Here is a 23,608-nt window from a genome sequence, read left to right as displayed (position 1 = left end):
ATACAGAATTACAAATTATGAAAGATTTTAAACTAATGATCTTATTTCTAATTTTGATGAGCTTTTACAGTTGTGCAGAATTTCAAAATGCATATGGCGGTAAAAGCGGATATATTAAATGTCGTAAAGAAATTTTTGGTACATGGAAAACATTTAGTTACACAAATACATTTAATATAAGACGAGGTCATGATATAAAAACAGATGAACCAACAATATGGGTTTTTAATGAAAATGATACGGTAATTGTTAATAAAAAAGCAATGAACTATGAATTAGAAGATTGTGAAAGATTAACCATTAATTATGATGAGCATAAAATTTTTTTTAAAGTAAACCGATATAATGATACACTGTATTTGAGTCAAGGTTTGTCTGAACATGAATCGATAAAAATTGGGCTGAAAAGAATAAATTAATTAATTAAGGAAGGAATCAGATTAATCAAACAATAAAATAAATTTGTATAAAACTGCCTAAATTATTTTAGGCAGTTTTGTTTTTAGAATAGTTTTTATAATTTTCAAATCAGTTACATTTGCGATGTATAAATAATTACTATGAAAAGAATACTTATTACCGGAGCAGCAGGATTTTTAGGATCGCATTTGTGCGACCGATTCATTAAAGAAGGCTATTATGTTATTGGGATGGATAATCTGATTACGGGAGATCTTAAAAATATAGAACATTTATTCAAGTTAGAACATTTCGAATTTTATCATCACGACATTACCAAGTTTGTACATATTCCTGGTGATTTAGATTATATATTGCATTTTGCTTCACCGGCGAGCCCTATTGATTATTTAAAAATTCCTATTCAGACATTAAAGGTTGGATCTCTTGGAACTCATAATTTATTAGGATTAGCAAGAGTTAAGAAAGCAAGAATTTTGATTGCGTCAACTTCTGAAGTTTATGGAGATCCGTTAGTTCACCCACAGACCGAAGAGTATTACGGAAACGTAAATACGATTGGACCACGCGGTGTTTATGATGAAGCAAAACGTTTTCAGGAATCAATCACAATGGCATATCATACTTTTCATGGCGTAGAAACCAGAATCGTTCGTATTTTTAATACTTACGGACCAAGAATGCGCTTAAACGACGGACGTGTAATTCCTGCTTTTATTGGTCAGGCTTTGCGTGGCGAAGATTTAACGATTTTTGGAGACGGAATGCAAACCCGTTCATTTTGTTACGTAGACGATCAGGTTGAAGGTATCTTTAGATTATTACATTCAGATTACGTATATCCTGTAAACATTGGAAATCCGGACGAAATCACAATTAAAGATTTTGCTGAAGAAATTATCAAACTAACAGGAACGAATCAGAAAGTGGTTTATCATCCATTACCAATAAATGATCCATTGCAACGTCAACCAGATACTACAAAAGCAAAAGAATTATTAGGCTGGGAAGCAAAAGTAAATCGTGCAGAAGGAATGAAAATTACTTACGATTATTTTAAATCGCTTTCAAAAGAAGAACTTTCAAAAGAAGAACACAAAGATTTTTCAAGTTACATAAAATAATAAAAGCATAAATCCCGAAGATATTACAATCTAATGAGCGAATTAGTATCTATTATAATCCCAACATATAATACTGAAAAGTTCATTGGGTTGACTTTGCAATCAGTTAAAAATCAAAGTTATCAAAACTGGGAAGCAATCTTAGTTGATGACGCTTCTACAGATAAAACAGTAGAAATTATAAAAGATTTTGCTGAAAAAGATAACCGAATAAAACTCTTTCAACTCGCTAAAAATTCCGGAAACGGAGTTGCGCGAAATATTGCCTTAGAAAAAGCAACCGGAAAATATATTGCTTATTTAGATGCTGATGATTTATGGTTTCCCTCTAAATTAGAAAAGCAGATTCAGTTTTTAAAAGAGAATAATTTACCATTTACATTTAGTTTCTACGATTGTATTGACGAAGAAAGTAACAATCTAAACAGACGAGTTGAAGCACCGTTAAACCTGACTTACAATCAATTGTTTTTTTGCAATTATGTTGGTAATTTAACTGCAATCTATGATGCTGATTACTTCGGAAAAATTGTAATTGAAGCCACACAAAAAAGGCAGGATTGGAGATTGTGGCTTACTATTGTAAAACAAATCAAAGAAACAAAACCAGTTCCGGAACCTTTGGCATTTTACAGAATAAGAAAAGATTCTATTTCATCTTCAAAATTCAAATTGATAAAACACAATTTTGGTGTTTACCGAGACTTTCACGGTTATAATTTTGTGTTTTCTGTTTTATTAATGATCCGATTTTTATTTACTCAATTGATTATTAAGCCAAAATATATAAAGAAAGGATAGTATTCTCTAAGGTCGCAAATTGCGACCTTAGAGAAATCGATTTCCATTTTAGATCTTGATGTCGCAATTTGCGACCTCCAATCTTCAAATCTCATTTCGATAAGCTTAAAATAAAATCTTATAAAAACTTGAGGTCACAATTTGTGACCTCAAGTTTCTAAGGTGGCAAATTGCAACCTTGAAGAATGTATTATTTTTTATAGCCAATTTTTACTCTTTCACTTCTATCTTCTTTTTTCTCAGTTAGTTCATCTAAATAAGAAAAAACCAATTCAATATTTTTATCATGATTCTCTAACTTCTTCTGAATCTGAAGTATATCAACTTTAATTTCAGTTGTGTCTAAAAGCATTTGTCTCACTTTCGTGAAAATACGCATGATCTGAATATTGGTTTGAATTGCTTTATCACTTTTTAAGATACTAGATAACATCATAACACCATGTTCTGTGAATGCCATTGGAGCATATCTTAAACCAATCTTATCAGAATTGGAGGTCACAAATTGTGACCTCCAATTTTCGAATTCTGATTTATCCAGTTCAAACATGAAATCTTCAGGAAACCTTAAGATATTTCTTTTGACGGATTGTTTTAGAACTTTAGTTTCAATTCCATAAAGCAAGGCCAAATCACGATCAAGCATTACTTTTTGACCGCGTATAAAATATATTTTGTTTGAAATAGTTTCTTCAGAAAGTAGAGAATGATCGTCCATGAGTTTTTTATTAGTAAAAACAAATGTAAGATTTTATTTATATTATAAATAAGATTTAAATTGCTTTAATTTTCCGCGATTGGTTCTTTCCAGAACTATTTTTCGGGTAAAAGTGAAGTTTAAATTGGATTCGAGATACAACGTAATTGCTTCTTTTATTTTCTGAATTTGAGTTGAATCTAATTCATTTTCAGAAACATATTCGATTTCAAAAGAATCTAATTTGGTTTGTTTGATGATAAATTCTTTGACATTTCCATCATCTTCAATAATGCTTTTGGTTACATAATAAAAGGTCAAACCAGGAGATTTTTTCCCGCTTGGTAAGATCGCAACATCATTTGTTCTTCCAATTAATTTTTTTAGAATCGGTTTTTGTGGCGTACTTTTTTCGTCGAGAATTCCAATATCGCCAATATCATATCTGATAAAGGGATTTGCTTTATTAAAGAGAGAAGTGATCACAATTCGTCCTTCTTTCCCGTAAGGGAGAACTTTATTATCATCATCCAGAATTTCCACAAAAAGAGTTTCTGCATTAATTTGCCATTCGCCTTGAGGATTTTCAAAAGCAATTAAATCAAGTTCTGAAGCTCCATATTCATTGATTATCGGAATACCGAATTGCTTTTCAAGTAATTTTTTATCCGATTCAAAAAGCATTTCCGATGTAACAAAACAAGCTTTTAAGGTTGGACAGATTTCTTTTAATACGATATTTTTCTTTTCTAAATATTTAGCAAATAAAACAATTGAGCTTGTATAACCATTGACATAATCGAATTTTTTCGTTTTGAATTTTTTTAGAAACCTTTCCAGAATTTCATCTGATAAATCGAAAACAGGAAACCGAAAACGACCACCTAAAAAATCTTTAAAACGCTCTTTATGATATCCAATAAAATCCATTGGAATACCATAAAAACGAGCTTGATACGAATGATTAAAATCAATCCGAAACCAACCAAAACGCATAATATTTGATGCCCACGTTAAGGCATGAGAATATTTATCTTTTGCAAAAACAAAAGGTGTTCCGCTGGATCCAGAAGTTTTGTTGAGGTAAACGTTTTTTAAAGTATAACCTTTTGAAAGTCTTTCGTTAAGTGGTTTTTGTAGATTTTGTTTGTTCAGAATAGGTAAATCTTCCCATTTCAGATCAGTTTTATTCCCGACTAATTCTTTGTAGAAAGAGTTATTTTTTAGATGAAAATCGACAATTTCTTCTTTTTTATTCTGCAGAAAAAGAGTGTATTCTTCTTCTGTTAAATTTACGATTTGGTTCAATTCGGCTTTAGCTTTCTTTATTGGAAAACCATTTAATTGAAGCGAAATGTCGAAAAGAGAAATCATTTATGGGTTGAATTTTCGTCAAAAATAATATTATCCTATTACTAACAGAGAAGAATAACGAACTTTTTAAGATTTAATTATTTTTTACGTACAAAAGCAATTATTTTTGCACCACAACTAAATACAACTATAACATGACAATTTTACTATTAGGATCGGGCGGAAGAGAGCATGCTTTTGCGTGGAAAATGATTCAGAGTCCGCTTTGCGAAAAACTTTTTGTTGCACCAGGAAACGCGGGAACGGCTGCAATTGCTACAAACGTTGCAATGTCTCCAACTGATTTTGATGCTATTAAAGCATTTGTATTGCAGGAAAACGTAAAAATGGTTGTTGTAGGACCAGAAGATCCTTTGGTAAAAGGGATTTACGATTATTTTAAAAATGACGAAAGTTTACAACATATTCCGGTTATTGGACCATCAAAATTAGGTGCACAATTAGAAGGAAGTAAAGAATTTGCAAAAGAATTCTTGATGAAACACAACATTCCAACAGCAGCTTATGATAGTTTTACTGCAGAAACTGTTGAAAACGGATGTGCTTTCTTAGAAACTTTGCAACCTCCATATGTTTTAAAAGCAGATGGTTTAGCAGCGGGAAAAGGTGTTTTGATTATTCAGGATCTTGAAGAAGCTAAGACAGAATTAAGAAATATGTTGGTTCACGAAAAATTTGGAGCAGCAAGTTCAAAAGTAGTGATCGAAGAATTTCTTGACGGAATCGAATTAAGCTGTTTCGTTTTAACTGACGGGAAAAGCTATAAAATTCTTCCAACTGCAAAAGATTACAAACGTATTGGCGAAGGAGATACAGGTTTAAATACTGGCGGAATGGGAGCAGTTTCTCCAGTTCCTTATGTTGATGCTGTTTTGATGGAAAAAATCGAAACTCGTATCGTAAAACCAACAATCGAAGGTTTCCAGAAAGACGGAATCGAATATAAAGGTTTTGTATTTATTGGTTTAATCAATGTAAAAAATGAACCAATCGTTATTGAATACAACGTGAGAATGGGTGATCCGGAAACAGAAGTTGTGGTTCCAAGATTAAAATCTGATTTGGTTGCATTGTTTCAATCCGTTGCTGATCAAAAGTTAGATACTTTCGAATTAGAAGTTGATCCAAGAAGTGCAACTACTATTATGGTAGTTTCTGGTGGATATCCTGAAGATTTTGAAAAAGGAAAAGTAATTACCGGATTAGAAAATATTACAGATTCTATAGTTTTTCACGCGGGAACAAAATTAGATGGTGATAATGTCGTTAGTAATGGAGGACGTGTATTGACTGTAACATCTTATGGGAACGATTTCCAACAGGCCATAAAAAAATCTTACCAAAATATAGATAAACTAAATTTTGATAAGATGTATTTTAGAAAAGATATCGGTTTCGATCTAATATAAAATGAATTCTCTAACCCTTTTCGGAGGGTTAGATACTTTTTATTTTAAAAAAGAGTGAGCTGTAGTATCTTGGTTTTCTGTTCCGGCGTCATCAAATATGCGTAATTGTTTAATCCAGTAAACGATTGCACATGCGCAGATGGTCATAAAAATCCAGTTAATTGTATTAGCACCAAACCAAGTAATTAGTTCTAAATGACGTAAAAAGTCAAGAGGAGCAAATAAAATGTTAACGAATAAGTATTGTATTCCTTCAAAAAAAGCTGTCATAATTTATAAAATTATATGTTATTTATTGTTTTGTAACGCATTGAAGTTAAAATTCAATTAATAGAATCTTTTTTCAACTTGTTGGTTTTTCCTTTTAAACAAGTATTATATTTACAATCACAAAAGTATAAAATATCCTTATGATAACAAGTGTTTTTAAAAAATCTACGCCATTAAATTATTCATTGGTCGTAATTTTAATACTGGTTTTCTTTTTTCTGTTTCAAATCCAAGAACCTTCCTGGATTAATAATTACTTTTTGGGATTTCAAAAAGTGAGTTTATTGTGCTTTATATTGGCATCTTTTTTTATGATTAATTTCATTGTAAAAAAGAACGGGCTCAGTAAAGACAATGGTTACGCGATATTTTTCTATTTGTTATTTATATTGTTTTTCCCTACAATATTTAATAATCCGAATGTAATTTATGCCAACTTTTTTCTTTTATTGGCGTTGCGACGATTGATTTCATTGCAATCATTAAAAGCTTCTAAAGAAAAAATATTTGATGCGTCATTTTGGATTTTTGTAGCTGCTTTATTTCAATTTTGGTCTGTTCTCTTTATTATTTTAGTATTTATATCAATTGTTTTTCACGTTTCAAGAGATTATAGAAACTGGGTTTTACCATTTATAGCGCTTCTGGCTGTTTCGATTGTTTTTTTAATGGTGTCATTAATCTTTCATATTAATGTTATTGAATTTTTCGAAAAAAGAGCAGTAATTGATTTTAGCATTGATTATTTTAAGAATAATTACGAGAACGGAGCACTTTCTATATATGTAGCAATATCCTTGTTTTTTGTGGTTTCAATATTAATGACATTATCAAACAGACCACAAATTGTACATACTTCGTATAAAAAAGTGATTGCATGTTTTTTTATTGCAGTGGCGGTTTATATTATATCGCCTGATAAAAGTAATGATTTGTTGTTGTTTAGTATTGCACCTTTAACGATTATGGCGGCAAGTCATGTAGAATATATGCAGCAAAAACTCAATAACGAAATTGTTTTTTATGTGTTGATTTGCTGCAGTTTGTTTACTTATTTTTCTCAATTATAGTTTACTTCCATAAGCAAGATCACCGGCGTCACCAAGTCCTGGAATAATGTAGTTTTTCTCATTTAATTTCTCGTCAAGAGAAGCAACCCATAAATGGCAATTATCAGGAAGGCTTTTTTCCAGTAAAGCAATTCCTTCCGGAGCAGCAATTACAACAACAATATGAATCTCTTTTGGAGTTGCATTTTGAACCAGTTTTTCATGTACTGCAACTATCGATTGTCCCGTTGCTAACATTGGATCAAGAAGTAAAACCGTTTTATCATTTATATTTGAAAGCGCTTGATATTCAACCCGAATTTCAAATTCAGCATCATTATTAGGATGATATCTGCAAGCCGAAACAAAGCTATTTTCAGCATGATCAAAATAGTTTAGAAAACCATTGTGCAGCGGCAAACCAGCTCTTAGAATTGAACATAAAACTAAATCACTTTCTATTTCTGTAGTCTTTTTAATACCAAGCGGAGTTTGAATATCGACGCTTTTATAAGACAGATCCTTGCTCAGTTCATACGCCATAATTTCGCCAATTCGTTCTATATTTCTTCTAAAACGCATACTGTCGTTCTGAACATTAACATTTCTAATTTGACTTAAAAAGTGGTTTAATACGCTATTATTTTCAGATATATAATGGATTTTCATAGTAAAATTTTAGAATTATCAATGGTTACAATACGATAACGAAAAAATCATCGTTTTATTCGCACCATAAAAGTATAAAAAGTATCTTTGTAACTCTAACAAATAAAGACATGTTTTCAAAATTAGCATATTCAGTTTTCGAACAAAGTATCAAGGATTATCATCAATTTGATAATGTTGATCAACCTATAAACAATCCATATCCAAAGGATAAATTCGAACATTTATTATATCTAAAAAATTGGATTGACACTGTTCAATGGCATTTTGAGGATATCATTCGTGATCCGCAAATTGATCCTGTAGCAGCATTGACTTTAAAAAGAAGAATCGATGCTTCTAATCAGGAACGTACTGATATGGTGGAATATATCGATAGTTATTTTTTACAAAAATACAGCGATGTAAAAGTAAAAGACGGCGCAAAAATCAATTCTGAAAGTCCTGCTTGGGCATTTGACAGATTGTCTATTTTAGCGCTAAAAATTTATCATATGCATGAAGAAGCTACTCGTGCAGAGGCTTCACAAGAACACAGAGATAAATGTCAGGAAAAATTAAACATCCTTTTAGAGCAAAGAAGTGACTTGTCTACTGCAATTGATGATTTGCTTACTGATATCGAAAATGGAGATAAATTCATGAAAGTGTACAAACAAATGAAGATGTACAATGACGATGAATTAAATCCTGTTTTATACCAAAATAAGAAATAATTTCTGGAGCTATTTCCAGCTTTCCATTTCAATTCCTCACAAAAAAATAGAGTTTCTATTGTTCAAAAAAGAGCTTCCGTTGGTCGCTTTTTTTAAACAAGAAACTTTATTTTTTTGCTCCGGGATTTTCATTTCAATCTGGGCTAAAAAACCACAATAGCCAGAAAAAGACTTGAATTTAAAAATCATAAAGAAATTGTCCAATAAAATTAAGCATATAGCCGTTATGAGACTTTCCGCAATGGGAGATGTCGCTATGACGGTTCCTGTTTTACGCGCTTTTGTAAAACAGTATCCTGAGGTTAAACTGACAGTAATTTCACGTCCGTTTTTTAAACCATTTTTTGACGGAATTCCGAATTTAGAGTTTTTTGCTTTTGATGAAAAAGAACGTCACAAAGGTTTCCCAGGGCTTTTGAGATTATTTAGAGATGTAAAAAAATTAAAAATTGATGCTTTTGCAGATCTTCACAATGTTTTGAGATCTAAGATTGTAAGCTTACTTTTCGCTTTAAGCGGAAAAAAAAGAGCTACAGTTGACAAAGGAAGAGACGGTAAAAAAGAGTTAACTCGCGCCGAAAATAAAATATTCAAACAATTGCCAACAATGTTCGAAAGACACGCAAAAGTGTTCCAAGAACTTGGTTTTTTCGTAGATTTATCTAATCCCGAATTCCATGAAAAGGCAAATTTAAGCTCAGAAATTCTCGAAATTATTGGTAATCAAAATCAAAAATTAATTGGGATTGCACCTTTTGCACAATACGATTCTAAGGTTTATCCGCAGGATTTAATGCAGGAAGTTATCGCAAAATTGGCTGAAAACAAAGACTACAAAATATTGCTTTTTGGTGGCGGAAAGAAAGAAATCGAAATATTGGATTCTCTTTCTCAACCATTTAAAAATGTAATAAACATAGCTGGAAAAATTAAATTTCAGCAAGAGTTACAATTGATAAGTAATCTTGACGTGATGCTTTCTATGGATTCTGGAAATGCTCATATTGCAGCAATGTTGGGCGTAAAAGTAATCACGCTTTGGGGCGCAACTCATCCATACGCAGGATTTTTACCATTCAATCAAAGTCTTGAAAATGCTTTAACTTCAGATAGAAATCAATATCCAAAATTGCCAACATCGGTTTATGGAAATAAAATCGTTGAAGGTTATGAAGATGCTATGAGATCGATTTCTCCAAAAGATATCGTTGAAAAAATACAGTTAAGCATATAATCCATCTAAATCATAGAGAAAATATCCTACTGTTTTCTTTTTGTTTTTATTGGCAACAATTACAACAAAATGATTTTCTTTTTCTGTAGAAAGCAAAATATGCTCAAAATCTTCAGTTGAATTTCTATAGACTTTATGCACCAACTGAGATTCTTTGATTTTGTGCGATAGAATTTTAGCAGCTTTTAATTTACTTATATAAGGCCAGATATTAAAAATATTTTTGTCAGAAACAGTTATTTCTGTCATTTTGCCAATCATTGTTGAGCTATATTTTTCTTCTGTAAGTAGTTTAGGTCCTTTTTTATTTCGCTGTTTTTTAATTATAAAGTAAACACAAAATAAAGCTGTTACTACAAAAATTGCAATAAATGATAAACGAAGGAAGTGATGCATTGTCATGATATTTAATATTTAAACGTGTTGACAAATCTGATTTCGCTCTACAAATCTCAGAAAAGCGAGATTGCGATTACTTTAATTACACCACTAAAATAATGAAAATTTGGCAATATTTTAATAAAAATTTGCTTTTATTATAATCTAGACTATAACCAAATTTTCTCGTCCCGACATCTCCTATAAATATAACTTTTAAGATTCGAAATGGTATCTTCGTAATTAGGTGCTTCATAACCAAATCTTTCGTGTTCCATCTGTTCTTTTTCGATATCATTACAGCCTTTTATAACTTCTCTGAGCATGTCCAGCATTGCGAGTTCTTTATTGTTGGTTTTCTGATATTTAAATTCAACAATTTCATCTTGCAGTTCTTCACAATATTCTACAAGTTTCTCTACTTCAGGTTCATCTAAAAGATATTCTTTATTTTTTAAAATTTCTCTTACAGATTTCATATTCAATTAATTTTCAATTTTTTTAATGTCAAATTCCAATTTTCAGAACTTGAAAATTGAGTCTAATGACTTAATGGAATTTACGCTTTTTTGTCATTTCGACGGAGGAGAAATCACACCCGTAACTCGACGAAGATTGGCGATTTTCTATGTGGAGTTTCTAGTGTGATTTCTCCTCCGTCGAAATGACAAACTTTGAGCATAACTTTTCAAAAGCATAAAAAATAAGTTCTTAAACTTTGACAAAGATTGCGAATAATTATAAAACAAAAAAAAATCCAAATCCCAATTTTAAGTTTGGAATTTGGATTTTATCCCGAAGCTTCGGGATTGAAATTTTAACTTTTATACATCATCATAATCTACATAAATAGACTCTGATGTTGGGTGCGCCTGACAAGTTAATACTAAGCCTGAAGCAATTTCTTTATCTGTTAAAATGGAGTTTTTAGTCATTTCTGCACTTCCAGAAGTTACACGAGCAAGACAGCTGCTGCAAATTCCGCCTTGGCAAGAATATGGAGCGTCAATTCCTTGTTTTAAGGCTGCATCTAAGATGGTTTGTTTTTGAGACATTTCGAATGTAACTTCATCATCATCAACTAAAACCGTGATTTTTGTATGTCCTTCTAGTGAATTATGGATTTGATTTTCTTGTGTTGAAGATGTAAAAAGTTCAAATTTAATAGCAGATTCTTTTACGTTTTTCTCTTTCAAAACATTAGAAACAGTATTAATCATTTCTTCAGGACCGCACAAGAAAAATTTATCAAACTGAAGTTCTTTATGCTTGTTATTCAGCACATAATTTACGGCAGATTTCTCGATTCTTCCAAACATTGCATTTTCAGCTTTAGCTTGACTAAAAACATAATGAACAAATAAACGACCTACATATTGCAATTGTAAATCATGTAATTCCTGATGAAAAATAGTTTCTTCAGGAGTTTTATTTCCGTAAACTAATACGAATGAGCTTTTTGGTTCACTCTTTAAAACTGATTTCAAAATAGAAAGAACTGGTGTAATACCACTTCCGGCAACAAAAGCTGCGTAGTTTTTTTGTCTTTCGGCATCAGGTTCAAAAGTAAATTTTCCTTCCGGATGACCTACTTCAAGAACATCTCCAGCCTTTAATCTTGTGTTTGCAAATTGAGAAAACAAACCATTTTTAACTGCTTTTACAGCAATTCTTAATTCGCCGCTTTCTGGTGCAGAACAAATAGAATAAGCACGTCTAATTTCTTGATTATCAAGAGTTAGTTTTAAGTTTATGTATTGTCCGGCTATAAATTTATAGTCTGGTTTTAGTTCTTCCGGAACATTAAAAAGTACAGAAACGGCGTCGGTTGTTTCGCGTTTTACCTCTTTAATTATGAGTTTTAAAAATGAAGGCATGATTGTATATTTTATGCAAAAGTAGCAAACCACTATTAAATGACGGGCACGAAATTATTTTTTTTAACTTTTTTTGTAACGTTTTCTTACATTTGGTCTCTTACTACAAAACTTAAAACCAATTAACCATGATTAAAAAGTTTATTTATCTCGAATGGAAAGCCTTTACCAGATCAGCATCGTTTGGGAAAAGTGTAGCGATGAAAATAGTAATAGGGTTCTTTATGATTTATTTTTCGCTGCTTTTTATTGCAGGAGGAGTAGGAGTATTTTATGTACTTAAAGAAATGAAACTCGAACCTTTTGAAACCATTAATAAGTTTCTGATTTATTATTTCATGTTCGATTTGATAATTCGATTATTATTGCAGGCGATTCCGGTTCTAAATATCAGACCTTTATTGGTTTTGCCGTTTAAGAAGCCAACAATTGTACATTTCTCTTTAGGAAAAACCGCTTTGTCTTTTTTTAACTGGATACATGCACTTTTCTTTATTCCATTTTCGATTGTGCTAGTGCTGGAAGGTTATAGTTTGACAGGAGTCATTTTGTGGAACTTGGCAATCATAGCTTTAATTTATATCAATAATTTTTTAAATATTATTCTAAGTAATATCGATAAATTATTTGTTGTTTTTCTTGCTGTAGTAGTTTCTTTAGCAGCAGCACAATATTATAAACTGTTTGATATTACGACTTTTACAACTCCTGTTTTTATGGGATTTTATAAAACAGGTTGGATATTTTTAATTCCTATTTTGGTATTAGGAGGTTTGTATGCTTTTACATTTAAGTACTTCAAAAGTAACTTATTCTTAGATGCCGGGCTTTCTAAAAAAGAGGATATTGCAACAACCGAAGACCTTTCATGGCTAAATCAATTTGGAACTTTAGGAACGTTTCTTAAAAATGATATCAAGTTGATTAAGAGAAACAAAAGATCCAAAACGACTATTGTAATGAGCGTAGTTTTTTTATTCTACGGATTAATCTTTTTTGGGAATATGCATCAGCCTCCGGTTATGCAAATTTTTGCAGGGATCTTTGTTTCGGGAGGATTTTTATTTGTCTTCGGGCAGTTTGTACCAAGTTGGGATAGCTCTTATTATCAATTAATGATGACACAAAACATTCCTTATCGCGGCTACATTACCTCAAAATGGTGGTTAATTGTTATCGCCACTTTTGTTTCGACAATCCTTGCTTCATTTTACCTTTTTTACGGATGGGAAACCTATTTGATTATAGTTGTTGGTGCGATTTATAATATTGGAGTAAATTCTCATTTAGTGCTCTTGGGCGGTGCATTTACAAAAACGCCAATCGATTTAAGTAGTGCAGGAGGCGCTTTTGGAGATAAAAAAGCTTTCAATGTAAACTCGATGTTGCTATCGTTACCAAAGATATTTTTGCCATTAATATTGTATTGGGTTGGACTTCATTTTGGAGACAAAACCATCGGATTAGTGTTAGTTGCAGGAGCTGGGGTTTTAGGTTTTATATTCAAAGACAAAGTTTTTTCTTTGATTGAAAAAAGATATAAAATCGAAAAATATAGTACCATAAGTGCTTATAAACAAAAGAATTAATTAGTCAATTTGAAAATGTGTCAATTAGATAATTCGATTCAATTGACAAAATCTAAAATCAACAATCTAAAATTTAAAATTAAGATGATACAAGTAAATCAACTTTCAAAAAAATATAACGGTACAACAGTTTTAAACATTAGCAATCTTGAAATTCCAAAAGGACAAAGTTTTGGATTGGTAGGAAATAACGGAGCAGGAAAAACAACTTTTTTCAGTTTGTTATTAGATTTGATTCAGCCTTCAACAGGATTTATTAAAAACAATGATATTCAGGTAAATACAAACGAAAAATGGAAATCTTTTACAGGATCTTTTTTAGATGAAAGTTTCCTTATCGGATATTTAACGCCTGAAGAATATTTCTATTTTATTGGAGATTTACACCATCAAAACAAAGCAGATATTGATGCTTTACTGGCAAAATATGAGGAGTTTTTTAATGGAGAAATTTTGAGCAACAAAAAATACCTGAGAGATCTATCTAAGGGAAATCAGAAGAAGGTGGGGATAATTGCCACACTTATTGGTAATCCTGAAGTGGTAATTTTAGACGAACCGTTTGCAAACTTAGATCCAACAACTGTTAGCAGATTAAAAAAAATCATCAAAGAATTGGCGGAAAATCCAAATGTTACAGTTCTGGTTTCCAGTCATGATTTGCAGCATACAGTAGAGGTTTGCGATCGAATTGTAGCATTAAATAAAGGAGAGATTGTAAAAGATATTCAAACTTCAAGAGAAACCTTACAAGAACTAGAATTGTTTTTTGCAGTATAAGTTTCTAAAGTTTAAAAAAAGAAGTGTATTTTTACAAGTTAATATACTAAAAATCCTTTTTAGAAGTTAATTTGATTTAAACTCTTTTCTATTGAAAAAGAATACTCTTAAATATAGTTTTGTATTCGTGATATTGCTTTTTTTGATAGCTTGTTCTACCAAAAAAAATACTTTTTTATCTCGAAATTCACATGCTTTAAGTACAAAATACAACATTTTGTATAACGGCGGCATTGGTCTTCAGAAAGGTTTGAAATCTGTTCAGGGTAATAATCAGGATAATTTCTGGAAGATATTACCTATTGAAAAAATGCAAATTGACGAGAATTTTTCTGAAGGCGAAAAAGCTAAAAACGCTGATTTTGAAAAGGCTGAAACAAAAGCAACAAAAGCCATTCAGAAACATTCAATGAACATTGGCGGAAGAGAAAAAAATTATCAGATTGACGAAGCTTATTTAATGCTTGGAAAAGCCAGATACTACGATCAGCGCTTTATTCCGGCACTAGAAGCATTCAATTATATTTTATATAAATACCCAAATAGCAGTAATATTTATACGGCAAAAATCTGGCGCGAAAAAACCAATATGCGTTTAGGAAATGATGCTATTGTGATAAAAAATATAAACCTTTTATTAAAAAAGACAGATTTAGATAAACAAACATTTTCAGATGCTAATGCTTTATTGTCTGAAGCATTTTTAAATCTGGAAGAAAAAGATAGTGCTATAACGAAACTTAAAGTTGCTGAAAAATTCACAAAGATAAATGAAGATAGAGCAAGATACCGTTTTATTCTAGGGCAATTGTATCAGGAAGCCGGCAAAAAGGATAGTGCAACTTATTTTTATGATGGCGTAATTGATATGAATCGAAAAGCAGATCGAAAATACATGATGCATGCATATGCAAAAAAAGCAGAAATGTTCGATTATCAAAACGGGAATCAGAATCTGTTTATTGAGATGTATAATAAACTGGTAAGTGATCGAGAAAACCGACCTTATTATGATATTCTGTTTTATGAAATGGGTGTCTTTTTCGATAAGTATAAGGTACAGGATACAGCTTTGATATTTTATAATAAATCATTGGGAAGAAAATCTAAAGATCCTTATTTAGTAGCTTCGACCTATAGAAATATCGGGAATATGTATTTCAAAAATACTGATTATACTATGGCTGCCAAATATTATGACAGTACATTGACAAAATTAGATAAGAAAACGAGAGAATACGCTTTTATCGAAAAAAACAGAAAAAATCTCGACAACGTAATTAAATACGAAGGAATTGCAAAACGCGATGATAGTATTATAAAAGTTAAAGGCTTGTCTGATCCTGATAGAAAAATTTACTTCGAAAGTTATATTGCTGATCTTAAAAAGAAAGATGATGCAAAACGTATTTTAGAGGAGAAAGAAAAAGAGAAATTAGCCAACATTGATCGAAATACAAGTAGTGGTAATTCGCCAACGGCAATTAACCCAAATTCTACAGGAATGCCTACAGATCCTGGTACACCAACACTTCCGGGAGGAAATGAAACAGCAAGTACATTCTATTTTTATAATCCTACAACGGTTGCTTACGGAAAACTACAGTTTAAAAAAATGTGGGGAAACAGAACTTTAGGAAGCAACTGGAGATTAGCAGGTTTAAGATCTGCGAATAATGCAGCAATGAACGATACAATAAATAGTAAAGATGCTGCAAATGCTCTAAAAGACACTATTGTAATACCAAAATATACAACTGATTTTTACGAAAAACAACTTCCAACAACGCAAGTTGCTATGGATAGTATTAATAAGGAACGTAATTTTTCGTACTATCAATTGGGACTTATTTATAAAGAAAAGTTTAAAGAGTACAATTTGGCGAGCGACAAACTCGAACAATTATTAAAAAATAATCCAGAGGAAAAATTGATTTTGCCATCGATGTATAATTTGTATAAAATCTATCAAATTACAAATCCTGCACGAGCAGAAAGAGTAAAATCTGACATTACTTCGAATTATCCAAATTCGAGATATGCACAGATTTTAAGCAATAGTAATACAGATAATTTAGCATCAGCTGATAAGGAATACCAAAAATGGTACAAGTTATTTCAGGAAGAACAATTTGATACCGTTCTGGACAATATAGACAATTTGATTAATCAATATTCCGGAGATGAAATTGTTTCTAAATATGAATTGCTAAAAGCAAATACTTTAGGAAAAGTAAATGGTTTGGCAGCATACAAAAAAGCATTAGAAGGAGTTGCAGATAATTATCCAAATACTGATGAAGGAAAAAATGCTCGTGAAATTTTAGAAAAGCAAATTCCAGGTTTAGAAAAAATGGATTTTACAGTTGTTGATGGTAAAAACTGGAAAATTATTTATGCAGTTTCAAAAGGAGATACAAAAACGGTAAAACAAATTGAAGAAGCAATCAAGAAATTTTTATCAGTTGAAAATTTTGAGAGGCTTACAACTTCTTTCGATAAATACAATAAAACAGAAAGTTTTGTAGTTATTCATGGTTTAAAATCTGAGGCTTATGCAAGAGACGTTTCAGAACTTTTAAGAGATGAAAAACCATATAAAATTTCGCATCCGGCAATTATTATATCCAGCGATAATTATAAAGTAATACAAATTAAAAAAAATCTGGAAGCTTATTTAGCGCCTAAAAATCCATAATCATGTTTGATAAAGTCAAAAAAAACGGAACTGAACTTCTGGGAAAAACAAATAGAATCGTAGAAGGAACTTCAATAATTGGTGATATCGTCTCAAAAGCTGATTTTAGATTAGACGGAGAATTGATTGGGAATTTTACTTCACAAGGCAAACTGGTTATTGGAGTATCAGGCAGTATCAAAGGAGAAATTGTTTGTAATAATGCTGATATTGAAGGTGAATTTCAAGGAAAAATAAAAGTTTTAGAAGTCCTTAATATAAAAGCAACAGCTCGTATTCACGGAGAGGTTGCCGTTGGAAAATTATCTATAGAACCTGGAGCTGATTTTACAGCAACTTGTACAATGTTAACAAATACCACTAAAGAAGTTACATTAAAAGATGGAAAAGGAGCCCAAGAAGAACTCAAACAATAATAAATGGTTAGTATTTGTTAATATTCCCATCCAAATGGGTGTTATTATTTTTATATTTTCCTATATAGGAGTTAAGTTAGATCAGAAGTATTCAAACGGTGGTTCTTTGTGGACAATTATTTTTTCTTTATTTTCGGTTTTTTTAGCACTTTATAATGTTTTAAGACAAGTAAAAAATTTGAATAAATAATGAACAAAACAACCGATTTCCTGAAGTATTTTATCCCTTTTTCTATTGTACTATTTGTTGTACAATATTTTACTATGCAATTTTTATCTGATAAATTCACATTCCTGTATTCTGCATGGAGTATTTATTTATTTAATATTGTTGCTACTTTTTTGGTATACCTTTTTTTGATTTTTGTAAATAAAAATTTTGCAAATTACACTGGATTCGCTTTTCTTGGCGCCAGTTTTTTTAGAATGATGGCGGCTATCCTTTTTTTAATTCCTTTGATAAAAGGAGATGTTAAAAGTCCAATAGTAGACTTAAGTACATTTTTTATCCCTTACTTTTTATTTTTACTTTTCGAAACATATTTCACAATTCGCTTAATAAACAAAGGTTAATTGCTTTATTGACAGTAAGATTGGTTGTAAAAAGCTTAAATATTAAAAATTACAGCTATAAATTTTCAATTTTCAATTTTAAATGTACCTTTGCAAAAAATTTTTGGAACCTAAAATTAGATACAGATTTAATAATGATAATTTCAAATAAACCAGTCCAGTACTTATTAGTTAGCTTATTAGCACTTACTTCGTCGATTAATTTCGCCTCAACCCCTGTTGATACTGTTTCAGTAAAACATGAAACTGTTGAGTCAACAGAAGCAAGTCATGCAACAAGTGGTCATGGAGAATCTGTTGGTCACGAAATAGAAAAAGAATTCAATGCAAGTGAATTGATTAATTCTCACATTGGAGATTCTCACGATTTTCATATTGCTGATTGGGATGGTCATCCTATCTCTTTTAGCCTTCCAGTTATTTTATGGACAAATAGCGGATTGGAAATTTTTTCATCAGCAAAATTTCACCACGATAATACAGGTGAACATGTAGTTGATATTAATGGTCAAAAATTAGTTCGTTATAAAGAAATAATTTTTTATGCTGATAAATTTGAAGAAATGACAGCTGACCAAAGAGACAATGGAGCTTTTGCTTTTGATGCAAGACCTTTGGATTTCTCTATTACAAAAAATGTTTTCTCAATGTTGATGTCTGCAATCATTTTGTTTTTCTTGTTTTTTGCTGTAGCAAGATCATATAAGAAAAACCCAAATGCGCCAAAAGGATTAGCTGGATTTTTAGAACCACTAGTTACTTTTGTTAGAGACGAAATTGCTGTTCCTAATATTGGTACAAAAAAGGCTGGAAAATATATGCCATACCTTTTAACTATATTTTTCTTTATTTGGATTAACAACCTTATTGGTTTAATTCCATTCTTCCCATTCAGTTCTAACTTAACAGGTAATATCTACTTTACATTTGTAATGGCTTTTATTACTTTCATCGTTACAACTTTAAGCGGAAACAAATCATACTGGGGACATATTTTCAATACACCGGGAGTTCCTGTGTGGTTGGCTCCAATTATGATTCCTGTAGAAATCATCGGGATGTTGACTAAACCATTTGCATTAATGATTCGTTTATTTGCAAATATCACGGCTGGTCACATTATCATTTTGAGTTTAGTTTCTTTAATCTTCATTTTCAAGAGTATTGCTGTAGGTCCAGTTGCCGGAGCATTTGTATTGTTCATGAGTGTTTTAGAAATGTTGGTTGCTGCTTTGCAAGCGTATGTATTTACTTTGCTTTCAGCATTATTTATTGGTCAGGCTGTTGAAGAGCACGATCATCATTAATTAGAGTTTTATTAATTATTAACTATATAAATTTATTATTATGGTATTAGCTGGAATCGGAGCTGGATTAGCTGTAATTGGTGCAGGTCTTGGTATTGGAAAAATTGGTGGTTCTGCAATGGACGCTATCGCTCGTCAACCAGAAGCTGCTGGAAAAATCCAGACTGCTATGATTATTGCTGCTGCACTTATTGAAGGTGTTGCACTTTTCGCAGTAGTTGTTGCGTTAATCGCAAAATAATTTACATTTAAAACTTCCTGTAGCGGTTGGCTTCAGGAAGTTTTTTTAAAAAACTACAAAACAATTTTTAAATATATACTGTTATGCAATTAACTTCACCAGAAAGTTTAATTTTTTGGACAACAATTATCTTTATTGTTTTCTTCATTCTTTTGGCAAAATTTGCTTGGAAACCTATTTTAGGAGCTGTAAAAAGCCGTGAGGAATCTATTAACAATGCTTTAGCATCTGCAGAAGCTGCACGTTTAGAAATGCAAAATTTAACTGCTGATAATGAGCGTATCTTAAAAGAAGCTCGTGCAGAACGTGATGCAATGTTAAAAGAAGCTCGTGAAATGAAAGAGCAAATGATAGCTGATTCTAAAAATGAAGCACAAGAGCAAGGTCAAAAACTGATTGCGCAAGCTAAATTGGCAATAGAAAATGAAAAAAATGCAGCTATGGCTGAATTGAAATCTCAAGTTTCAACTTTATCATTAAGTATTGCTGAAAAATTATTGAAGGATGAATTATCTAACAAAGAATCTCAAACTAAATTAGTTGAGAAAATGTTAGGTGACGTAAAGTTAAACTAAGATTATGGCAAGTACAAGAGCAGCAATTCGTTATGCACAAGCAATTCTAGACTTAGCAAACTCTAAAGGTGTTGCCGAAGCTGTTAGTAACGATATGAAATCAATTGCTTCAACAATTGGTTCCAATTTAGAATTGAGTACCTTTATCCAAAGCCCAACTAAAGTTGAAGTTAAAGAAAGTGCTCTTTTAGAAGTTTTCGCAAATATAAATGGTGTAACTAAAGGGTTATTTCATTTATTATTCGAAAATAAAAGATTTGAAATTCTTGAGGCGATTGCTCTTGAATACAATAAATTATTTGATGAAAGTAATGGTGTTGAAGTAGCGAAAGTTACAACTGCTATTCCTATGGATGCTGCATTAGAAGCTAAAGTTTTGGCTAAAATTGCAACATTATCAGATAAAAAAATAACAATAGAAAATATAGTAGATCCGTCAATTATTGGAGGATTTATTTTAAGAATAGGTGATCAACAATACAATGCATCTGTTGCAAACAGATTGCAGGTATTAAAAAGAGAGTTAAGTAATTAGTTTTATTACACATAAAAGTGTCTAAATTATAAATTTAAGATGGCGGAAATCAAACCTGCTGAAATTTCAGCAATATTAAGAAAGCAAGTAGAAGGTTTTGAATCTGGTGCTACGCTAGAGGAAGTAGGAACGGTACTTCAAGTTGGAGACGGTATTGCTCGTATTTACGGGCTATCTAATGTACAATACGGTGAGTTAGTTGAATTTGAAAACGGACTTGAAGCTATTGTATTGAACCTTGAAGAAGACAATGTTGGTGTGGTACTTTTAGGACCATCAACAGGAATCAAAGAAGGATCAACAGCAAAAAGAACACAACGTATTGCTTCTCTTAAAGTAGGTGAGCAAATGGTAGGACGTGTTGTTAATACTCTTGGTTTTCCAATTGATGGAAAAGGACCAATTGGTGGAGACTTATACGAGATGCCTTTAGAGAGAAAAGCTCCTGGAGTTATCTTCCGTCAGCCAGTTACTGAGCCATTACAAACAGGTATTAAAGCAGTAGATGCTATGATCCCGGTTGGTCGTGGACAACGTGAGCTTGTTATTGGTGACCGTCAAACAGGTAAATCAACTGTTTGTATCGATACAATCTTAAATCAAAAAGAATTTTATGATGCAGGAAAACCTGTATTTTGTATATATGTTGCAATTGGGCAAAAAGCTTCAACTGTAGCAGGAATTGCTAAAATGTTAGAAGAAAAAGGTGCAATGGCTTATACAGTTATTGTTGCAGCAAATGCTTCTGATCCAGCTCCAATGCAAGTTTATGCTCCTTTCGCAGGTGCTGCAATTGGAGAATATTTTAGAGATTCAGGTCGTCCAGCACTTATCGTGTATGATGATTTATCTAAACAAGCTGTTGCTTACCGTGAGGTTTCTCTTTTATTAAGAAGACCACCGGGACGTGAGGCTTATCCTGGCGACGTTTTCTACTTACACTCTCGTTTATTAGAGCGTGCTTGTAAAGTAATTGCAGATAATGGAATTGCTAAAAACATGAACGATTTACCAGATTCTATCAAGTCTATCGTAAAAGGTGGCGGTTCATTAACTGCATTACCAATTATCGAAACTCAGGCTGGTGACGTTTCTGCATATATCCCAACAAACGTAATCTCGATTACAGACGGTCAGATTTTCCTTGATGGAGATTTGTTCAACTCTGGAGTTCGTCCTGCGATTAACGTAGGTATCTCAGTATCTCGTGTTGGAGGTAATGCTCAGATTAAATCTATGAAAAAAGTTTCTGGAACTTTAAAATTAGATCAAGCTCAATTCCGTGAATTAGAAGCTTTCGCTAAATTTGGTTCTGACTTAGATTCAGTTACTTTAAACGTAATTGAAAAAGGAAAAAGAAACGTTGAAATCTTGAAACAAGGTTTGAACGATCCTTATCCAGTAGAAAATCAAGTAGCTATTATTTATGCAGGTTCTAAAAACTTATTGAAAAGTGTTCCTGTAAATAAAGTAAAAGAATTTGAAGCTGATTTCTTAGCTTACTTAAACAGCAAACATAAAGATACGCTTAACGCGTTGAAAGCTGGTAAGTTAGATGACAACATTACTGATGTTATCGAAAAAGCAGCAAAAGAAATTTCAGCAAAATATATCTAATTAGATAATTCGTAAATTAGATAATTAGAAAATATCTTAGGAGACTTTCTAATTATCTAATTTTCAAATTGTCACATTTTTTTAATCGACAAATGGCAAATTTAAAGGAAATCCGTAATAGAATTACTTCCGTTTCATCGACGATGCAAATTACATCGGCAATGAAAATGGTTTCTGCAGCAAAGCTTAAGAAAGCACAAGATGCAATCACTGCGATGCGCCCTTATGCCGAGAAATTAACGGAATTGTTGCAAAATCTTTCTGCTACACTTGATGGTGAAGTTGGAGGTGATTATACAACACAACGTGAAGTAAAAAAAGTATTGCTTGTTGCTATAACTTCAAACAGAGGTTTATGTGGAGCATTTAATGCAAATATTATTAAAGAAGTTAAAAATCGTGCTGCTTTTTATGCTGGAAAACAAGTAGATGTTTTTCCTATTGGTAAAAAAGGAAATGATGTACTAAGCAAATCTTTTAAAGCACACGGTCACCATAATGCAATTTTCGATCATTTGACTTTTGATAATGTTGCTGGAATTGCTGATAATTTGACTGAGAAATTTTTATCAGGAGAATACGACAGAATCGAATTAATCTACAATCAGTTTAAAAATGCTGCGACACAAATCGTTCAAACAGAGCAATTTTTACCGTTAGCACCAATTAAATCTGATGTACCAGTTTCTGGTGGGGATTATATTTTCGAACCTTCAAAAGAAGAAATTGTGTTGACATTGATTCCAAAATCATTGAAAACTCAATTATACAAAGGTATTCGTGATTCATTTGCTTCAGAACACGGAGCGCGTATGACAGCAATGCATAAAGCAACTGACAACGCAACTGAATTAAGAAACCAATTGAAATTGACTTACAATAAAGCACGTCAGGCAGCTATTACAAACGAAATCCTTGAGATCGTTGGTGGAGCAGAAGCTTTGAACGGATAAGATAATTTTTTTTAAAATTTAAAAGAGCTAACATTTATTTGTTAGCTCTTTTTTTGTGTTAATTTTTGAATGAAAAACAGTGATGATTTTGTTTGATTTTCTCGAAAAATGCGTTTAGGTTAATTCTTACTTTTAACTATTGTTTATACTAATATTGATTTTTTATTAAGTATTTTTGGACGCTATTTTAAATTTGTTTTTCTAAAAAGGAACAGAAAAAAGTAGGAATTTTTTCAGGCATAAATTAATATAAATAGGTCTGATAATAAAATAGTTACATTATATTTTGAAAAAAGTATATATTTA

General features: G+C 31.5%; 25 protein-coding genes. 18 read left to right on the top strand and 7 right to left on the bottom strand.

Annotation, left to right across the window (positions count from 1 at the left end; genetic code table 11):
- Positions 1–17: 17 nt before the first annotated feature.
- The 3 genes from C8C83_RS09045 to C8C83_RS09035 all read left to right on the top strand — a co-directional run bounded on the left by C8C83_RS09045 (position 18) and on the right by C8C83_RS09035 (position 2,345).
- Entirely contained in the window at positions 18–419 is a 402-nt protein-coding gene (locus tag C8C83_RS09045) for a hypothetical protein (protein ID WP_121327971.1), read from the top strand.
- 141 nt (positions 420–560) lie between these two features.
- Complete coding sequence (locus C8C83_RS09040) at positions 561–1,544, top strand: UDP-glucuronic acid decarboxylase family protein (protein ID WP_099710138.1); 984 nt, start codon at positions 561–563, stop codon at positions 1,542–1,544.
- 33 nt (positions 1,545–1,577) lie between these two features.
- A complete protein-coding gene (locus C8C83_RS09035; RefSeq protein WP_121327969.1) occupies positions 1,578–2,345 on the top strand; it encodes a glycosyltransferase family 2 protein in 768 nt (255 codons plus the stop codon).
- 190 nt (positions 2,346–2,535) lie between these two features.
- On the opposite strand, the gene C8C83_RS09030 is transcribed toward C8C83_RS09035, so the two are convergent.
- Positions 2,536–3,063: an ORF6N domain-containing protein gene (locus tag C8C83_RS09030; protein ID WP_121327967.1), complete on the bottom strand. Its 528-nt coding sequence runs from the start codon at positions 3,061–3,063 to the stop codon at positions 2,536–2,538.
- A 42-nt stretch (positions 3,064–3,105) separates the two neighbouring features.
- A complete protein-coding gene (locus C8C83_RS09025) occupies positions 3,106–4,416 on the bottom strand; it encodes a phenylacetate--CoA ligase family protein (protein ID WP_121327965.1) in 1,311 nt (436 codons plus the stop codon).
- Positions 4,417–4,550: 134 nt separating this feature from the next.
- Between C8C83_RS09025 and purD the strand changes: the two genes are divergently transcribed.
- Positions 4,551–5,825 (top strand): phosphoribosylamine--glycine ligase, encoded by a 1,275-nt coding sequence (purD, locus tag C8C83_RS09020; RefSeq protein WP_121327964.1) that lies wholly within the window; start codon positions 4,551–4,553, stop codon positions 5,823–5,825.
- 39 nt (positions 5,826–5,864) lie between these two features.
- Here the strand turns inward: purD and C8C83_RS09015 are convergent, their stop codons facing one another.
- Complete coding sequence (locus tag C8C83_RS09015) at positions 5,865–6,095, bottom strand: uracil phosphoribosyltransferase (protein WP_089354137.1); 231 nt, start codon at positions 6,093–6,095, stop codon at positions 5,865–5,867.
- Positions 6,096–6,235: 140 nt separating this feature from the next.
- On the opposite strand from C8C83_RS09015, the gene C8C83_RS09010 reads away from it, so the two are divergent.
- Entirely contained in the window at positions 6,236–7,165 is a 930-nt protein-coding gene (locus C8C83_RS09010; protein ID WP_121327962.1) for a DUF6427 family protein, read from the top strand.
- On the opposite strand, the gene upp is transcribed toward C8C83_RS09010, so the two are convergent.
- On the bottom strand, positions 7,160–7,813 hold the full coding sequence (upp, locus tag C8C83_RS09005; protein ID WP_121327960.1) for a uracil phosphoribosyltransferase: 654 nt from the start codon (positions 7,811–7,813) through the stop codon (positions 7,160–7,162). The genes C8C83_RS09010 and upp overlap by 6 nt on opposite strands.
- Positions 7,814–7,923: 110 nt before the next feature.
- Here upp and C8C83_RS09000 point away from each other — a divergent pair, with 110 nt between their 5' ends.
- Positions 7,924–8,529 carry a DUF4254 domain-containing protein gene (locus tag C8C83_RS09000; RefSeq protein ID WP_121327958.1) on the top strand — a complete coding sequence of 202 codons (606 nt, stop codon included), beginning with the start codon at positions 7,924–7,926 and terminating at the stop codon, positions 8,527–8,529.
- Between the two features lie 226 nt (positions 8,530–8,755).
- Positions 8,756–9,763 carry a glycosyltransferase family 9 protein gene (locus tag C8C83_RS08995; protein WP_132011731.1) on the top strand — a complete coding sequence of 336 codons (1,008 nt, stop codon included), beginning with the start codon at positions 8,756–8,758 and terminating at the stop codon, positions 9,761–9,763.
- Here C8C83_RS08995 and C8C83_RS08990 read toward each other — a convergent pair.
- From C8C83_RS08990 to C8C83_RS27455, 3 genes are all read right to left on the bottom strand, one after another.
- Positions 9,752–10,165, bottom strand: a complete 414-nt coding sequence (locus tag C8C83_RS08990) for a hypothetical protein (RefSeq protein WP_121327956.1) — start codon at positions 10,163–10,165, stop codon at positions 9,752–9,754. The genes C8C83_RS08995 and C8C83_RS08990 overlap by 12 nt on opposite strands.
- A 146-nt stretch (positions 10,166–10,311) precedes the next feature.
- Positions 10,312–10,620 (bottom strand): hypothetical protein, encoded by a 309-nt coding sequence (locus tag C8C83_RS08985; protein ID WP_121327954.1) that lies wholly within the window; start codon positions 10,618–10,620, stop codon positions 10,312–10,314.
- 345 nt (positions 10,621–10,965) lie between these two features.
- Positions 10,966–12,018, bottom strand: coding sequence for a ferredoxin--NADP reductase (locus C8C83_RS27455; protein ID WP_121327952.1), 1,053 nt, complete (start codon positions 12,016–12,018; stop codon positions 10,966–10,968).
- A 128-nt stretch (positions 12,019–12,146) separates the two neighbouring features.
- Between C8C83_RS27455 and C8C83_RS08975 the strand changes: the two genes are divergently transcribed.
- From C8C83_RS08975 to atpG, 11 genes are all read left to right on the top strand, one after another.
- A complete protein-coding gene (locus tag C8C83_RS08975) occupies positions 12,147–13,607 on the top strand; it encodes a DUF5687 family protein (RefSeq protein WP_121327950.1) in 1,461 nt (486 codons plus the stop codon).
- An 84-nt stretch (positions 13,608–13,691) separates the two neighbouring features.
- Positions 13,692–14,387: an ABC transporter ATP-binding protein gene (locus C8C83_RS08970; protein ID WP_132011730.1), complete on the top strand. Its 696-nt coding sequence runs from the start codon at positions 13,692–13,694 to the stop codon at positions 14,385–14,387.
- Between the two features lie 91 nt (positions 14,388–14,478).
- On the top strand, positions 14,479–17,085 hold the full coding sequence (locus C8C83_RS08965) for a tetratricopeptide repeat protein (RefSeq protein WP_121327948.1): 2,607 nt from the start codon (positions 14,479–14,481) through the stop codon (positions 17,083–17,085).
- A 2-nt stretch (positions 17,086–17,087) separates the two neighbouring features.
- Positions 17,088–17,501, top strand: a complete 414-nt coding sequence (locus C8C83_RS08960) for a polymer-forming cytoskeletal protein (protein WP_121327946.1) — start codon at positions 17,088–17,090, stop codon at positions 17,499–17,501.
- A complete protein-coding gene (locus C8C83_RS08955; protein ID WP_121327944.1) occupies positions 17,467–17,691 on the top strand; it encodes an AtpZ/AtpI family protein in 225 nt (74 codons plus the stop codon). The genes C8C83_RS08960 and C8C83_RS08955 overlap by 35 nt, the downstream gene beginning before the upstream one ends.
- 517 nt (positions 17,692–18,208) lie before the next feature.
- On the top strand, positions 18,209–19,381 hold the full coding sequence (atpB, locus tag C8C83_RS08945; protein ID WP_099712750.1) for a F0F1 ATP synthase subunit A: 1,173 nt from the start codon (positions 18,209–18,211) through the stop codon (positions 19,379–19,381).
- 40 nt (positions 19,382–19,421) lie between these two features.
- A complete protein-coding gene (gene atpE, locus C8C83_RS08940) occupies positions 19,422–19,622 on the top strand; it encodes an ATP synthase F0 subunit C (RefSeq protein ID WP_031453874.1) in 201 nt (66 codons plus the stop codon).
- A gap of 83 nt (positions 19,623–19,705) precedes the next feature.
- On the top strand, positions 19,706–20,197 hold the full coding sequence (locus tag C8C83_RS08935; protein WP_099710157.1) for a F0F1 ATP synthase subunit B: 492 nt from the start codon (positions 19,706–19,708) through the stop codon (positions 20,195–20,197).
- 4 nt (positions 20,198–20,201) lie between these two features.
- Entirely contained in the window at positions 20,202–20,732 is a 531-nt protein-coding gene (gene atpH / locus C8C83_RS08930) for an ATP synthase F1 subunit delta (RefSeq protein WP_121327940.1), read from the top strand.
- A gap of 39 nt (positions 20,733–20,771) precedes the next feature.
- Positions 20,772–22,349 (top strand): F0F1 ATP synthase subunit alpha, encoded by a 1,578-nt coding sequence (atpA, locus tag C8C83_RS08925; RefSeq protein ID WP_099710159.1) that lies wholly within the window; start codon positions 20,772–20,774, stop codon positions 22,347–22,349.
- Positions 22,350–22,441: 92 nt separating this feature from the next.
- Complete coding sequence (gene atpG / locus C8C83_RS08920; protein WP_099717835.1) at positions 22,442–23,302, top strand: ATP synthase F1 subunit gamma; 861 nt, start codon at positions 22,442–22,444, stop codon at positions 23,300–23,302.
- Positions 23,303–23,608 lie beyond the last annotated feature (306 nt).

The sequence above is a fragment of the Flavobacterium sp. 90 genome (genome assembly GCF_004339525.1).
In the GTDB taxonomy this organism is placed as follows: Bacteria; Bacteroidota; Bacteroidia; order Flavobacteriales; family Flavobacteriaceae; genus Flavobacterium.
This window is presented reverse-complemented; position numbering and strand designations above follow the sequence as displayed.